10 protein-coding genes are annotated in these 17261 nt (G+C 38.9%); 7 read left to right on the top strand and 3 right to left on the bottom strand.

Annotated features, from left to right (window positions below):
• Positions 1–7: 7 nt before the first annotated feature.
• Positions 8–3295, bottom strand: coding sequence for a SusC/RagA family TonB-linked outer membrane protein (locus B2O97_RS04370; protein ID WP_070564845.1), 3288 nt, complete (start codon positions 3293–3295; stop codon positions 8–10).
• 148 nt (positions 3296–3443) lie between these two features.
• Here B2O97_RS04370 and B2O97_RS04365 point away from each other — a divergent pair, with 148 nt between their 5' ends.
• From B2O97_RS04365 to B2O97_RS04355, 3 genes are all read left to right on the top strand, one after another.
• The gene (locus tag B2O97_RS04365) at positions 3444–4172 is read left to right on the top strand and encodes a FadR/GntR family transcriptional regulator (RefSeq protein ID WP_286767019.1); all 729 of its coding nucleotides are present in this window, start codon (positions 3444–3446) and stop codon (positions 4170–4172) included.
• A 336-nt stretch (positions 4173–4508) separates the two neighbouring features.
• A complete protein-coding gene (locus tag B2O97_RS04360; RefSeq protein WP_115049660.1) occupies positions 4509–6041 on the top strand; it encodes a sulfatase family protein in 1533 nt (510 codons plus the stop codon).
• Positions 6042–6334: 293 nt separating this feature from the next.
• Positions 6335–9022 (top strand): carboxypeptidase-like regulatory domain-containing protein, encoded by a 2688-nt coding sequence (locus tag B2O97_RS04355; RefSeq protein WP_286767018.1) that lies wholly within the window; start codon positions 6335–6337, stop codon positions 9020–9022.
• 48 nt (positions 9023–9070) lie between these two features.
• On the opposite strand, the gene B2O97_RS04350 is transcribed toward B2O97_RS04355, so the two are convergent.
• Positions 9071–9682: a hypothetical protein gene (locus tag B2O97_RS04350; protein ID WP_286767017.1), complete on the bottom strand. Its 612-nt coding sequence runs from the start codon at positions 9680–9682 to the stop codon at positions 9071–9073.
• 429 nt (positions 9683–10111) lie between these two features.
• On the opposite strand from B2O97_RS04350, the gene B2O97_RS04345 reads away from it, so the two are divergent.
• From B2O97_RS04345 to B2O97_RS04335, 3 genes are all read left to right on the top strand, one after another.
• Positions 10112–13231 carry a SusC/RagA family TonB-linked outer membrane protein gene (locus B2O97_RS04345; RefSeq protein WP_286767016.1) on the top strand — a complete coding sequence of 1040 codons (3120 nt, stop codon included), beginning with the start codon at positions 10112–10114 and terminating at the stop codon, positions 13229–13231.
• 130 nt (positions 13232–13361) lie between these two features.
• Entirely contained in the window at positions 13362–14801 is a 1440-nt protein-coding gene (locus tag B2O97_RS04340) for a SusD/RagB family nutrient-binding outer membrane lipoprotein (protein ID WP_286767015.1), read from the top strand.
• A 102-nt stretch (positions 14802–14903) separates the two neighbouring features.
• Positions 14904–15329: a tetratricopeptide repeat protein gene (locus tag B2O97_RS04335; protein WP_046673933.1), complete on the top strand. Its 426-nt coding sequence runs from the start codon at positions 14904–14906 to the stop codon at positions 15327–15329.
• A gap of 10 nt (positions 15330–15339) precedes the next feature.
• Here B2O97_RS04335 and B2O97_RS04330 read toward each other — a convergent pair whose 3' ends face one another.
• Positions 15340–16215, bottom strand: a complete 876-nt coding sequence (locus B2O97_RS04330) for a glycerophosphodiester phosphodiesterase family protein (RefSeq protein ID WP_286767014.1) — start codon at positions 16213–16215, stop codon at positions 15340–15342.
• A gap of 284 nt (positions 16216–16499) precedes the next feature.
• Here B2O97_RS04330 and B2O97_RS04325 point away from each other — a divergent pair, with 284 nt between their 5' ends.
• On the top strand, positions 16500–17222 hold the full coding sequence (locus B2O97_RS04325; protein WP_286767013.1) for a TonB-dependent receptor plug domain-containing protein: 723 nt from the start codon (positions 16500–16502) through the stop codon (positions 17220–17222).
• Positions 17223–17261 lie beyond the last annotated feature (39 nt).

Raw genomic sequence — 17261 nt, 5'->3', positions numbered from 1 at the left:
TTTGGAATTAAAATGTTAATTGAAGCCCAAGTATAAATGTTTTAGGAAGAGGGTATCCGCCTCCATTTTGTCCCACACTTCCACTTTCAGGGGAGAACAATGTATTTTTTGACCAATAGTGTAAATTTTGGCCTGTGGCGGAGATGCTTAAATCTTCCATTTTTAATCGGTTAGCAATGGATTTAGGCAAGCGATAAGAGACATTAATCTCTCTAAATGCCAGATAATTTCCTTTATTATAAAACATACTACTTTCCCGACTCGTATTATTTTTAAATAATTGATCTGCCCAATAATAAGTCGGATATTTTGCATTTGGATTTTCAGGTGTCCATGTATCAAATACACTTGTTGTCGTATTGAATGTTCCCTGCATCATTCCAAGAAACCAGGCTCTCGGTCCGTCATAAGCAACATAGCCCAATGCGTAATCAAAACGGGTACTCAAGTTAATATTCTTCCAGCGCAAAGCTGCACCAAATCCGCCCGTCCATCTCGGCACTGTATTTCCCATATACACCCTATCATAAGAATTGATTATACCATCTCCGTTTACATCCTTCCACATAACATCGCCTAAAGCTAATGGATAGTATAAATTCTTCTCACTACTGGACAACGCATTATAGACATCCGGATGTACCAATGTACGTGCACCGATCAGATCCTTCAATTGCAAGGCATAGCTATCCAACTGTTCTTTTGTCCGAATGATCCCGATGGCTTCATAAGCATAAGCAACATTCGGGTCTTGCCCCTCCTGATTGCCTCCTACCCAAATGAGTTCTTTGGATTTTGGATCATAAACCTGTAAACCGCCTTGTCTGTTATTTTCAACGCCATTAAAAGGCAATTTTAAGATCTTGTTCTTATTATACGCCGTATTCCAATTAAAGCTTAGATCCCAATCTTTCCTTCTCAGCATTTGATAATTCACCCCAATTTCGACTCCCTGATTCTGCATATCACCATTGTTGGTCGTAATTGTAGTAAAACCGGCTGAAGCTGGTAATGATAAACTTGCAATCTTATCTTTAGTCGTCCGATGATAATAGGCAAGACTCAAATCAATCTTATTTAAGATTCTGGATTCAAGTCCGACTTCTTTTGTAATCAAACTCTCCCATTTGAGGTTTGGAATTGAAAGCGTGGACATGGTGTACCCCACTTGCCCATCATACTTGTTTGTGCCATATGAACCTTGAAGTGTATAAGATCCGATTCCACTGACATTACCGTTCCCTCCATAACTAGCGCGTAATTTTAACGTATTTACGACTTTATCAGTGCCTAAATAATCCTTCAGGAAATCTTCACGGTGTAGAGCCCAACCGACTGAAACTCCAGGAAAGGTTCCCCATCGATTATTTAGTAATGTCGAATAACCATCTCTACGTGCAGTCAATGTCAAAAGGTATTTTTCTTTATAGTCATAGTTTACTCGTCCAAAATAGGACATGATACGTTGTCGATCATGGTATGAATCGATACTTCTTTTATTGGCCTCTGGACTCGTTAATCCAAGATCCATAAAGTCGTCTGTTGGAGCTCCACTTCCCGCAGCTGTAAATCCATTGTTATACGTATCAAAAAATTCCGACCCCAACATCGCGTCAATATGATGCGAACTCGCGATTTCAGTTCTGTAATTTAAGACTGCGTTATAGGTTTGATTATATATTTTATCATAGGAAGCCGAGGAATTTCTTGTGCGAACATAATTTCCTGGGCTGGCTATATAATCCTTATTAAAGGACTCCGAAGTAGACTGGTTAAAAAACCAGTTTCCACTGACGCGTAAGCTAAGATTCTCCAAAAAATTAATTGTAAAAGCTTGGGTAAGCGTAAGCTTCTGATTTAGATTTTTACGAATGAACTTATCATCATTTACCAGAGGGTTCCCATCTTGATAATCACGACCAACGAGCAGATCTCCATTGGCATTTGTACCACGCATTGTTGGAGGGGCCCCCAGTGCCCGCGTCATATAGTTTCCTTCTCCGTTAATAGCGTCACGCCATTTCGTATACGCGAAATTCACCCCTGACAATGAATGTAGCCAAGGTTTAACTTTATATTCGCCATTTAACACAAAAGTTGTACGATCATAAAAAGTATTGATTGGCATCCCTTTCTCGTTATACTTCCCCACACTTCCATAATATTTACCTTTATCGTTCCCACCTTGTAATGCGATATTATAATCTTGCGTCAAACTAGCATCACGAAGTGCATATTTAGCATAATCAAAATCTTTAAAAATTAGTTCTTTTCCAGTCACAGGATCAATCATGGTCTGCCATCCCTGTTGCAACAATTCACGATTGGTATCATCGAGCAACATGGTACTCCACACGGCATTGCTGGTAAGATTACCATCTAGGATATTTCCTTTATCATCCTTATATTTATTCCCCGTACCAAAGGGGCCCACACTCGTTAATTGATTCAATTGGGACGGTTGATATTGCCCAGATACCTGAACACCTTTTCTACTCCAGTTTAAGTAATCTTTGGCACTTAGGAAATCAAAAGGGTTGTTCAATTTATTAACACCAACTTTAGACGACAATGTAATATTGGAAACACCTTCTTTTCCCCTTTTTGTGGTTATCAATATCACACCGTTTGCAGCCCTAGCACCATAAATTGCTGTAGCAGAAGCATCTTTTAAGACATCTATCGATTCAATGTCATTTTGATTAATGTCATTAAATCCATTTCTAATCAAGCCGTCAACAATAACCAATGGCGTGCCACCGCCGCCATACGTAGTCCCACCTCGAAGCACAACCGTGGGTACAGCTCCCGGTCTTCCTGAAGTTTGCTGCACTCGAATACCCGGTATCGTACCCGCTAAAGCAGAAGCTGGGTTCGAGCGAACTCCAGTTTCAAGCACTTTTTTATCCAAGCTGCTTACAGACCCCGTTAAATTCGACTTCTTCATTTTTCCATACCCGACCACCACGACTTCATCCATTTGCTCAACCTTGGACTCGAGTTTGATATCCAATTGATTTAATTGCCCAACTTTCACTTCATATGGTCTATACCCCGTAGACGTGATAATTAATACGGTATTGGGATTCGTGCTGATCGAGAATGTTCCATCAGCGTTTGTCTGCAAAGATTGGCTGGACCCTTTGACTTTTACAGTAACATTGCCAAGCAATTCCCCTGTCTTTGCATCGGTAATTTTACCCCGCACGGCATGGTCTTGTGCTTGCGCTAAGAGCATGTTGCCCATCAAAATAGACAGGCTGAGGAGGGTTCGTAATTTTAGGTTTGAATACATATTGGTTTGTATTAAGTATTACATATATGCAAATATATAAATTACAAAATGTAAAAAACAAATTTTAATTAAATTATGTATAACATATTAATCACATTTATTAATTATCTTTGCCTTAACGCGCCTAATGCGCTATTATGTAATATATATGGAACCGAATTCTTCGTTCATAGAACATCTGAATACAATTGATACTTCTTCTCTTGTAGATCGTGCCGAAAAAGAAATCATCAATCTTTTTGTCAATCAAGGCTTAAAGGTTGGAGATGCTTTACCTAAGGAAATTGAGCTGGCAGAAACCCTTGGCGTAAGTCGTACGGTGGTTCGCGAAGCCATGTTGCGGTTGCGTATGGTCGGATTGATCGAGTCCAAAAAACATCGCGGAGCTGTTTTAACGAGTCCAGATCTTATAAAACCCCTACGCAAATCACTTTATCCGACCATTATGGAAAACAAGACCTTACAGGATCTTTTTGAAATGCGTATGGTTCTGGAGATAGGTATGGCGGATATTCTCTTTGAACATATACAAGAAAAGGACATTGAGGAATTGGAAGCGATCGTTGCAAAAGAACCTATAGATGCAGATAATACTATTTTCGACATTGAAACTGAAATTGCCTTCCATGGTAAGCTTTACGAAATAACTGGAAATACGATTCTCAAAGACTTTCAGAACATGCTTTTACCTGTTTTTCAGTATGTGCACAGCAGTGGCTTACTGACCAGTCCCAGCTCATCGAAAAGCTTTATCTCACACCGAGGCCTAGTAGATATATTGAAGGTGGGCAATGCTGAGGTGTTTCGAAATGCCATGCGCAAGCATCTTGATAATCATTATCAGCGCCTCTTTTTATATAAGAAATCTATTGGATAATCTGTTTAACAGGATTGATTCACTTTACGATAGAAAGGCCCGATTATATGATTGGGCTTTAAGCATCTACTAAAGCGAAGAGTATACACTTAATATTGCCTTAAATCCCATAATTGTCCTATAAAAAAGATCTGATCTATCCTTTATTCTCATTGTAATTCGAATCAAAAATACAGCGGCAATGATATGAAAAAGTAAATTCACTCACTTAATTATTTTATGTAATACATAATAATCATTATCTTAGTCAGCATGATAATGCTTCGCTAACGCTATACTATTTCAAATCGCATAGCTTAAAAAAGCTTGATTCATTCAATTTAAACCGAAAACACAATGAAACTCAGGATCTTTTTATTTGCTGTACTCGCAACATTTCTGCATAAAAATACATTTGCACAAAAAAAGCCTAATATCATTATCATTATTTCCGATGATCATGCCTATCAGGCAATAGGCGCCTATGGTTCGAAATACGGAAAAACACCACAGATAGATCGCATCGCTGCTCAGGGTGCTCTATTTAAAAATGCGTTTGTAAACAATTCCATCTGCGGACCATCCCGGGCTACATTATTGACGGGCAAGTACAGCCATAAAAATGGATTCAAAGACAATGAAACTTCTGAATTCGACTTTAGCCAAGATCTTTTTGTGAAACAGCTCCAAAACGTAGGTTACAATACCGCTTGGGTGGGTAAAATTCACTTAGGAGACAAACTGCAAGGTTTCAACTATTATGACATTCTTGTTGGGCAGGGAACCTATTTTAATCCAGATTTTATCAGCAAAGAGGGCCGCAAACGCACTGAAGGGTATGTATCCGATATCGTAACCGAAAAAGCAATTGATTGGTTAGATACCGTAGATGCTGAGAAGCCCTTTTGTCTAGTCATCGGTCACAAAGCTACACACCGTACCTGGATGCCGGATCCAAAGGACTTTGGGAGCTATGATGCTGTAAATTTCACCTTACCCGCTACTTTCTACGACAATTACCAAAGTAGGCCGGCAGCTGCATTGCAGGAAATGTCCATTGACAAGGACATGAAAATGGGCTACGATCTCAAAATGTTCAATTCGTTGGAAGACATGATGGCCGACGGTAACTTCAAGCGGATGAACCAAACTCAAAAGGACAGCTATATCGCCTATTACCGTCCTATTTATGAACAATTGAAACAGGGTAATTTGACAGGAAAACAGCTCGCTGAATGGAAATTTAGACGATATATGATTGATTATCTCAATACTGCCCAATCCATGGACCGCAACATCGGGAAAGTATTGGATTATTTAGATCGAAAATCCCTCGCTGAAAATACAATTGTAATCTATCTTTCAGACCAAGGTTTTTATATGGGTGAACATGGCTGGTTCGATAAACGTTGGATGTATGAGGAGTCTTTTCGTACACCAATGGTAATGCGGTACCCAGCCCTGTTACACCCAAACTCAACTATAAATGCTAAAATTGTCAACGCTGATATCGCTCCCACGCTATTGGAATTAGCTGCTATCCAAAAACCGAAAGACATGCAAGGTGAATCTTTTGTTCATGTTCTGAAAAATAACAGCGAGGAACATCGGAAAGATCTGTTCTATCATTATTTTGAAAATGGCGAACATGCCGTGAGCCCCCACTTTGGTGTTCGTGATGATCGGTATAAATTGATCCGCTATTATAAACGGATCGAAAATTGGGAACTCTTTGACCTTCAGAAGGATCCCAATGAACTCCATAATATCTACAAGGATCCTACCTATCGAAGCGTCGTCAAACGGATGAAAAAGAAACTTCTCACGCAAATGCGCCAATTTGATGACAAAGAAGCAGAAGCAATTTACAAAATCAACATCGACCAATAATGCCATGAGGGTATCCGATCTACTGGATACCCTCATTTTAATACTATACCCTTCTTCAAATTGCTTATCGAAATGCTAGCTATATCGTGAAGCACAATATAATCATCGCAAAAAGATTGCCCTTCAAACAAATAATTCAAAAGATATTGTAACAAATAAAATCCGCAATCGATTGTTTTTTAAATAAATTTTCATTTATAATATAAAATTCATTTCTTTAATATTGTATTAAAATGATTTACATTTAATCATTTTGACCCTCAATATAGCCAAGATATACGTACTTAAATTTTATGAAAATTTACTTATTTTTAATTTTATTACTAACCACAACTATAGTTATAGGCCAATCGAAGGGAAAAGTTCTCGGGACGGTATTTTCTCAAAACGCGGAACCATTAGAAAAAGCAACTGTAACGATTCTCAATTCAAAAGACTCTTCCGTGGTTTCCTATCTCCTTACTGATACAAAAGGTAAGTTTGAATTTGTTAAAATTCCAACAGGCACCGCACTAACACTTTTTATTTCACATGTCAATGCAAATCCCTTTCGTCAAGAATTCAATATTCCTAACGGAGAAAATTATGATTTCACTCTATTAAAGCTCGATTCCAAAAGTCTCGATGAAGTAGTCGTCAATATCGTTCCCCCCGTGCGGATGAATAAAGATACGTTAGAATATAACACCAACTTCTTCAAAACTCGCCCCAACGTCAACGTAGAGGAATTGCTCAAAGAACTACCTGGTCTGCAGGTCAATATGGATGGTTCGATTTACTATCAAGGAAAAGAGGTTTCAAAAGTAAAAGTAAATGAAAAGGATTTCTTTTCGAGTGATCTCCGTATTGCTACACGAAACCTGGACGCTTCGCTTATTAAAACTGTACAGGTGTACCGTGATAAGGGTGAAACAAAAAAGGATAATGAAGACGAAGATAAACTGCCGATCACGATTAATTTAAAATTTAAGAAAGATTTCCTCAGAGCGAGCTTCGGTAAGCTCTATGGCAGTGCCGGTACCCGGAGTAGATATGAGGCTGGCGGTTTATTCAATACATTTAAGGATACACTCCAGCTGAGTTTAATCGGTTTCGGAAATAACATTAACCGCCAAAGTTTTGACTACAATGAATTGAACCAAGAAGCTGGGCTTGGTCGTTCCGAAAATTATGGTTTTGATAATTTTGGAGGTAGAAACTATTCAGGTAAAGCCAACGATATAGGCTTAGGATTTAACCTCAACAATGACTGGGGAAAGAAAACCAAGTTGAATATCATGTATATGCTGAAATATAATAAAGCCGAAAATCAGAATACAGGCAATCAAATTTCTTTATTCGACCAGGAAAAACAATATTCAGAATCCAATTACCAACAACAGGAGAGATCTGTAGGGCATAATATCAAAACCCTGCTCCGTCATCGCATGGACACCACAGCCTACTTTGAATTTACACCGAGTTTGGGTATCAATACAAAAAACAGCTCAACCTTAGGAAGGAACCGCTCCTATACGGATCTCAAAAAACTAAATGACGCAACAGGTACAGGAGGAAATAATGAAAATACACTAAACTATTCACATGGTTTCTATATCGAAAAACAACTCCATAAAAATCATATTGTATCGTTTAGAAATACGGTTTCCATCAATACCAATGAAAAGACCGACAGCTCTTTCCAGCTTACCAATATTTACGATACAGCGAATCCTCAAACTAGTCTATGGCATAAAAACCTAACACAAAATAATTCCAACAATCTCTATTTTAGTGCTGCCTATTACAATAAAACTATTAAAAAACTCAACTTTGATTATTATTTTACCTATGTCACCAACCGGCAGGGACCACAGGAGAGTGTGTACATCAACCGCGACAGTACTGGAGAAGTACATGCCGCTCCCTATGAAAATAGTTACCGTTACAAATACCAGGATTATATTACGGGGATTATATTTTACTGGAGACCAACCAAAGATTTCAACGTAAAATTTGGAACAGCCTATCAAGTAAAGGCAAATCATTTTGATTTACTTAAAATCAATTCGGTCGAGAAATCATCTTTAGGCTACTGGCTTCCCAATATTAACATCCGTTATAAAGATCTAAACCTCGGCTGGTACAAAGATCTCGAGTCTCCCGAACTCTACGGAATTCAACAGCTCGTCATGGATCTAAATCCATTGTATACGCGAAAGACATCTTTTATATTCAACAATATCGAAAAACAGAATGTTAGTATATCCTACTATAAGTATACCTCGAAATTGCAGTTTAATGTCAATGGGAATATCAATTATGTCAATAACAGCATCGGGAGCCGTAGCTGGCGAAACAACAATACAGGACAAATGACCACCCAGATGTTTCTTGCTGGATCAAAATATAACTATAGTGCCTATACTTACCTGAGATACAACCTAAATGCTAATAAAAATTGGTCATTCTATCTATCGCAAAACAACAATATCTACACCTATGAAAATTATAGTTCCATCAATGATGTTGATAATAAAGGGACCAATATAGGGATTAATGCCAGCCAACAATTTTCCGCGACTTGGAAAAACATGGTGACGATATCACCACAGTACACTTATTCTTGGAACAAAAACATAAATTCGGTAAAAGATAAACCCGACTTTATTGAATCAACCTATTCTACACATAAAATAGGCGCAGGAATGAATATTAATCCGATCCACGGGTTTTCATTGGAATCTACCTACTCGCTAGATAACCGGGCCAGCGGATTGAGTGGAAGAAAAAACTACCATATCTTAAATGCTTCAGTCTATTACACATTGAAAAACAATTCACAGCTAAAATTGACTGGCTTTGACATATTGAATCAGAATACCCAAAATTATTGGGGCAGTCAGGGCAACAGGACGTATTTTGGAAATTCACTAACATTAAAACAATATTTTATGGTAGGTTATATTCACAAGTTTAATATTGTCAAAACAAAGAAATAGATCAGGTAAAGAGCTGAAGCTTGTTCATAACAACGATAAAAATAATCATTACAATCTTTCAATATTCGATATCTTACTTTTCATTTCTTCAAGTTCAGCTCGTGATAAACGTTGCTTTTCAGAATAGCTATCTGCATGTTGCTCGCGCAATTTGCGTAGGCCCTTTCGGCTATCCGCTTCATAATCGTTTAGGTCAAAGGTAACAGAGTCTTTCGTTAAATTGGCGATGCGAAAAAGCGTACGCATGGTTTTTCCATCTTTTGTATAAGAAACCTCATACACATCGCCAACCTTTGGATCTTTCAGGTATTTTTCCTTCTTTTTTGCACCGGAAATTCCTGCTATAACAATAGCGGATACAAAAAGTCCAATCAGAACTAAGCCCGCAAAATATCCAATAGGTGTTTTACGGATAGTTCCCGATGATATGGACTGAAGTGTTTGTGGGTCGATTTCACGTTGATAACTTAGCTTTTTGCAATGGGTACACATGGTAATAATCTCCGAGGCATATGGAAATAGGGGTATCCAAAAAATATGAATGTACTTCACTTGTCTGTATGCAAAAAGAGACTGAGCAGTACCACAATATGCACAGTTGCCAATCGCCGATTGCGATCTGTTAGCTAATACCTTTGTTCTTGTGCCAAAAATAATCATTGCGTTATACGTTTTATTACATGGAATGGCTGAACAAGAATGTTGCCCTTTCCTATTTAAGAATACAAAGATTTACAATTCGTGCGTCGCCGTTTATGATTCGTATCCGCCAATCAATATTCTGATAGGCAACATATTGCATAGAACATATGAAGGTATTCCGGAAAGAAAACGAACTTGATTAATTAGCCTCCCCGCTCCTTTAACGACTACATCTCATCATTCTGACTCAAAAATTACAAAAAACAAAAAAACAAAGTATAGTTATCAGGTAGATTTTATATATTTGCATTAACATTTTTTAACACATGAAACAGCATACAGATAATATCCTTGAAAAACGAATGTCCTAAGGGGATGTTTTTACAGGTAAATTTCAAATATCTCCTATAACCCAACTCAAACAATAAACTCACAATTATAATTAATATGGCAAAAAATAACATAAATTTTGTCGTAATGGCCGCGCTTTGTCTTAGTACTGGCGCGCTATACGCACAAACCACTATAAAAGGAAAGGTAGTCGACAACAACAACAATCCTATCCAAGGGGCTACAGTTACCGAAACAAGCAGTAAAAAGCAGGTTCAAACAGATGCAAATGGATTATTTGAGTTCCCTTCGACCGGAAGCTCACTCAACATCAGCATTCAATACATTGGCTTTGAAACTAGGACTGTTCAAACCAATCCTACAGGTTTCACGACTGTTCAACTTCTGCCAACGACTTCACAACTCGACGAAGTCGTTGTGACGGCATTAAATATCTCGAAGGAAAAAAAGACATTGGGATATTCTATTCAGGAGCTGAAAGGAAAGGATCTTTCGGAAGCTAAAGAAAGTAATTTAGTCAATTCACTTGCGGGAAAGGTTGCTGGCGTTCAGGTAACAAATAGCCAAGGTAATATGGGGTCCTCCAGGATTATTATCCGCGGAGAAACATCAATTGCGGGAAATAATCAGCCATTATTTGTGATCGACGGAACCCCCGTTGATAATTCCCAGTTGGGTACGAGCGGTAATCGGGATTATGCTAATGCAATCTCAGACATCAACAGTGAAGATATTGAATCGATCAGTGTACTAAAAGGACCTAATGCCGCTGCATTATATGGTTCAAGGGCCGCCGCAGGTGTAATTTTGATTACAACAAAATCCGGAAAAAAACGCAAAGGACTAGGAATAAACATCAATTCAAATAATACAATCGAACGACTTGCCGTTTTACCCGATTATCAAAATGTTTTCGGACAAGGTGCCGATGGAAAATTTAGCTATGTAGATGGCAAGGGTGGTGGGATAAATGATGGTGTGGACGAAAGCTGGGGGCCAAAGATGGACGGCAGACTGATTCCTCAGTTTTATTCCAATGGTGAAGCCGTGCCATTTGTAGCACATCCAGATAACGTCAGGAGTTTCTTTGGAACGGGAAGAACCTTAAACAATGGTATTTCAATTGCCGATGCAACTGACAAAATTGATTACCGTTTCTCGTATAATAATAGCAATCAAACGGGGATTGTTCCAAATTCTTCCATTGAAAAAAACAATTTCAATATTAATACACGTTATAAAATCACAGAAGATCTAACCCTTACGGCCAACGCAAACTATGTACGCACGAATTCTGGTAATTTACCAGGTGTTGGCGGTTTCCGTTCAAATGGTTACATGTTACAATTTACGTGGTTTGGAAGGCAAGTGGATGTTTCGCGTCTAAAAAATTATCGGGATGCTAACGGCAATCTAGTCAATTGGAACAATAGTTATTATAGCAACCCTTATTTCATTGCGGAAGAGAATACGGTTCAGCAGCAGCGCGACCGCATTTTTGGCAATATTGGTTTGAACTATAAAATCAATAAGCATTTGACGGCAAACTTCCGTACAGGTAACGATTATTATACGGATCGGCGTAAAATTAGAATCGCATATGGCACGAATGGTACGCCCTATGGCTCTTACGAAGAGGATGCTTACACCGTAAATGAAAATAATACGGAGTTTACTTTAAATTATAACCGTCCCCTTTCCAATGACTTCACATTGGACATCCTAGGGGGTGGAAATATACGAAGCCAGTCCCGACAACGGAATAACCAAAAGGCACCGCGTTTGGCAGTACCTGACGTATACACGCTGGCAAACTCGAGAGATGCGTTGATCTCAACAGGTGAGTATAGTCCCTTGAAAGCTTACAGCATTTTTTCTTCCGCACAATTAGGCTATAAGAATTATGCTTTTTTGAATCTGACGGCACGAAATGATTGGTCTTCAACTTTACCCGTTGATAACCTATCTTATTTCTACCCATCAGCAAACGCAAGTATCGTATTGACAGATGCTCTTGCTATTCAAAGCAATATACTCTCTTTTTGGAAATTACGTGGCGGATGGTCTAAAGTAGGTAAAGACACCGATCCATTTAATTTAATAGATTCTTATCTTTTTAGTGCGCCTTACGGAAATAGCCCGCAATTATCAGTCAATGACATCAAGAAAAATCCAGATCTAAAACCTGAAACAACAACCTCGACGGAATTAGGTACCGAGTTGGCCTTCTTCAAAAGTCGGGTACGTTTGGATCTAAGTTTATATGATATCAATAGTATCAATCAAATCCTAAGCGTTGATGTTAGCCCTTCAACAGGTTACAAAAAACAACTTGTCAACGCCGGAAAAATCAATAATAAAGGGTTGGAAATTCAACTCGGTGTTACCCCGTTAAAAAAACAGGATTTTCAATGGGACATCAATGTAAACTTTGCGACGAATAAAAGTAAAGTCGTAGAATTAGATGATGCCGGATTATTAAAAAGCTATACGATCGGTTCTTCGGGAACAGTACAGGTCCTGGCTGCAGTCGGGAAACCCTACGGAACTCTCTACGGAACCGGCTTTTTACGAAATGACGCCGGACGTATTATTGTAAATGCAGATGGGACACCTGCTACCGACCCTGTCAACCATTATTTTGGAAAATTTACACCCAACTGGTTAGGTGGCATTACCAATCAATTCCGTTACAAAGACTTTGATCTAAGCTTTTTGATCGACATCAAACATGGTGGAAAGCTGTATTCTGGCACGAATGCTACCGGTACAGGAACAGGAGTATTAGCCTCCACGCTTCCAGGAAGAGATGCTGAACATGGCGGCTTGAGTTATACTGTCAACGGTATTACCTATGATGACGGTATTATTGCAGATGGCGTTAATGCAGATGGTTCGGAAAACACGAAAGTTGTTTCGGCACAACAATATTATAAAACGTTATTTAGAACCAATGAAGCAAATGTATTCGATGCTTCCTATGTCAAGTTGCGCGAGGTAAAACTAGGTTACCAATTACCCAATCGCTGGATTTCCAAAATTGGTTTTCAGGGAGCATCTTTCTCTTTAGTAGGTCGTAATTTGTGGATTATTCATAAAAATGCGCCCAACATTGATCCGGAAACAGCTTTTAATACAGGAAATGCCCAAGGTTTGGAAAGTTTGCAATTGCCGACAACCAGAAGCTTTGGTTTCAATTTGAACCTGAAGTTTTAAGAAAATGAAACAATCGGATTAAAAATAGAACAAAACTTACGGATTTATACAAGTAACTGGCAATTAACAAAGCAAATAAGGTACTAGTACCGTTGATAACAGCTAATTGATAAACAAATAACGATAGAAAATGAAAATAAATAACAAACATATAGCAGGACTTTTTCTCTTACTGGGCCTAACGGCGTCCTGTAAAGACGAGTTGACAAAAGTAAACCAAAATCAGAATGAAGCAGAAACTCCTCAGCCGGCCTACCTGCTGACCAGTACGATTAAAACGACAACAGATAGCTACTGGGGTATAAGTAACAACCTCGCGTCTAGCTTGTTATTTGTTCAACATTGGGCGAGAATACAGTATACTGATCCCGATCGTTACATCTTTACAAATAATGATTTTAACGAGGGTTGGTCTACCTGGTACTCGAAAAGCATTAGCCAATTGAAAATCATTCAAAAACTGGCGGCAAGCACAGGAAATGACAACTATAAGGGGGTGGCAATCGTCCTACAATCTTGGGTATTCTCGCTACTTACGGACGCTTATGGTGAAATACCTTACACAGAAGCGGGAAATATTGACGTTTATCTTACACCACATTACGATACGCAAGAAAAAGTATACACAGGCTTATTAAACGATCTGAAAAGTGCTCAGGCTTTATTAAATCCGAGTGGAAAAAATATTGAAGGAGACATTATTTATAACGGTAAGATCGCACAATGGAAGCGTTTTACAAATGCCCTCCGTCTACGTATTGCTTTACGTATCGCAGACCGATTACCAAGCCTCTCCAAAACAACATTACAGGAGATCGCTGCAGAAGGAAGTGGCTATTTGACTTCAAATGCAGACAATGCACAGCTCATCTATCGCGACGCTCCCTATCGTAATCCGGTCAGTGCATCGTTTGAAGCACGGGAAGACTATAGAGTCAGTAAGACAATTGTCGACAAATTGCGTTCACTTAACGATCCGCGCTTAGGTATTTATGCCGATACAACCACTACCTCAACGCCAGAAAAATATATCGGCGTACCAAATGGTTTAACGGCAAGCGACGCCAGTAACTTAGGATTCGCCCGTACTTCAAGACCTGGTATCTATTTTAGAGACCCACATGCTCCAGCAGTAATCTTAAGCTTTTCGGAAACACTTTTTGGTTTGTCAGAAGCAGTCAGCAGAGGATTTATTACAGGTGACGCAGCAGACTACTATCAGAAGGCAATCCGTGCTTCTTTGGAGCAATACAACGTTGGCAATGATCAAATCGTTAGCTATCTCAGCCAGGCAGCCATTAAGTTCGATTCCAATAGCTACAAAAAATCCATTGGCGAACAAAAATGGATTGCCTTGTATGGACAGGGCTTAGAAGCCTTTGCAGAATGGCGTAGGTTAGATTATCCGCAATTAACACCAGCGAAAGCTGGTGCTTTAAATGGCAAAATTCCTTTGCGTTTTCTCTACCCGGGAACCGAACAATCACTCAACGGAACGAGCTATCAGGAAGCTATCGCACGTCAGGGCAGCAATACATTACTCACTAAATTGTGGTTTGATGTAGAATAAATGTAGATTAAAACAATTTCAAAAACGCGGAAGAAGTTAATTTTTCCGCTTTTTTTCTGTAGATTTCTTATCTTCGTATAGCACTCTAAAGAATAAAATGCTATGGACGATCAAACATTAGACAGAATAGACCAACTTAGCGAGGAAGGAAACATCCAATGTGATGAAGGCAACTATCAGGAAGCTATTCGGGTGTGGACCGAAGCGCTTGATCTAGTCCCTAGTCCGCAAAATGTTCATGCGGAAAGCCTCTGGCTCGAAGCTTCCATTGGAGATGCCTTTTTCTTAATGGACGATTTTCGCAATGCACTCTCCCATTTTGAAAAGGCAAAACAGAACATTATCGAAAATGCCTATGAAAACCCTTTTATCATGCTGCGCTTAGGACAGTGCTATTTGGAAGACAATAATAGCGAGTCTGCCCAGGAATATCTTCTCCGCGCCTATATGATGGAAGGAAGAGACATTTTCGACGATGAATCACCTAAGTATCTTAAATTTTTAGATGACAATATCGATTTGGATTGATAATAATTCGTCAAAACGAATCGATTACTTCGCCAACTTCCATAGGAAGATCAGACTCAAGAATGGAGGCTCCTTCCGCAAATATGGCCTTATACTTCTCGGCACGTTCTGCCTTTGTCTTCAATTTATCGTAGGTAGGTGCTGCTGAAATCATGCACATCACACCCTTTCTGTTGAAAAATTGATACATCGCCTGATTGGAATCCTTTAGTTCTGGCCCGATATAGACAATCATACGGTCGTAGGGTAATCCAGCGGATTTAAACTTCTCCAATGCAGCTTGATCTTTGATATGCATGGACATATACTGTTCTGGATTCTGCGCCAAATAAAACGCTGCCTGTTCAGTATTATGTACCGTAACCCACACCCAACTGTAGGCATTGTATTTTTTTAGTATTGCTGCTGTAGCCGCCAATGGTAAGTCTTTTTTATCTAAGTTGAGGATAGTTTTACCCTTTGCCCATTTAATAACTTCATCAAGTGTGTTAATACCATAGTTGGTCACATTTCCAGCCTGATCCTTTAGCTTCAGTTTACGCAATTCATCCCAGGTATAGTCTGCTATTTTTCCTTTTCCATTTGTGGTTCGATCCAATGTCGCATCATGCATCAAAATAGCAACACTATCCTTGGTATAACGCGGATCGATTTCAAAAATAGCCGTTGTTTTTTGCAGCACGGCCTCAAATGCCGCAATCGAATTTTCTGGAAGCCCAGCCTCAATCGTTCCCCGATGACCACTGACAATTTTTTTGTCGCTAGCATAGGTAAAATAATCTCGCATCGCCTGTGGAGAAGCAAACGCGAGTGAGTGGATTTTTTGTCCGACGACGATTGAGTACGACGAAACAAAAAGAAAAAAAGCAAAAAATGTTCTTCTCATGAATTTATAATTACGTTAAAATCTCTAAGCCTGCGACACACAAAAAACAGTATGCTAAATTAATCATCCAAGATCAATAAATCTTTAATAAAGCATTCAATTCGTGTAAACCCCTGCCCGTAAACATTTGCTTACCAATTCATATGCATCAAGTGCGACAAAATGAACTTGAAAATCACGACCTAACATCTATAAAAATCAAAAAAATAACGTATAGCTGTCGGCACAATGATAAAATAAACTATATTTGCACATTAATTTATATTTAATCTAAATAAATTACCATGAAAAATAGAACATGCTATACAATGTTCAGCAGTGGAATACTTTTGCTTTTAAGCGCTCAACTCAATGCACAAGAATTATCCCTAATTGTCAAGGACAGTGACAATAAACCATTAAGTCAAGCGAATATCAAAGTTGACGGAAAAAACGTCGGCTATTCTAATCAACTTGGACAATTCATTTTTGCCAAAAGACCGTTGAATAATCCCATTCAATTGCGTGTGTCTTATACAGGCTTTTCAACGGTTGAAAAAATGGTTAATTTAGATACCGTTCAACAGCCCCTGTTATTTCAGCTCAATTCTACTCAACTTTTAGATGAAATTATCGTAACAGCTGGACGTAAAGCGGAAAACATTTCAACTGTTCCTTCTTCAGTTTCTATTTTAACCACAAAAGAAATCGAAGCTCAAAGTCAGATAAGCACCAATCTTTCCACAATTTTGGGTAATACCATCCCGGGCTTGGGAACCTCAACCAACAAAGCGACCAATTCTGGACAAACACTGCGTGGGCGATCTGTACTGGTGTTGATCGATGGAATTCCGCAATCTACACCTTTGATGAATGGACAACGTGATCTCCGGACCATTGACCCGAGTGTCATCGAGCGCGTGGAGGTTATCAAAGGTGCCACATCCATCTATGGAAATGGATCGGCAGGCGGGATTATCAATTACATTACACGCAATCCCTCCAAAGACGCTGCAGCTATCCAATGAATTACCAGTCTACGAACAACATTCAATCCCGTACACAGC

It is taken from the genome of Sphingobacterium sp. UBA865, from assembly GCF_002295765.1.
GTDB lineage: Bacteria > Bacteroidota > Bacteroidia > Sphingobacteriales > Sphingobacteriaceae > Sphingobacterium > Sphingobacterium multivorum.
Note: the sequence above shows the minus strand (reverse complement) of the source record. Positions and strands in the feature narration are given on the sequence as shown.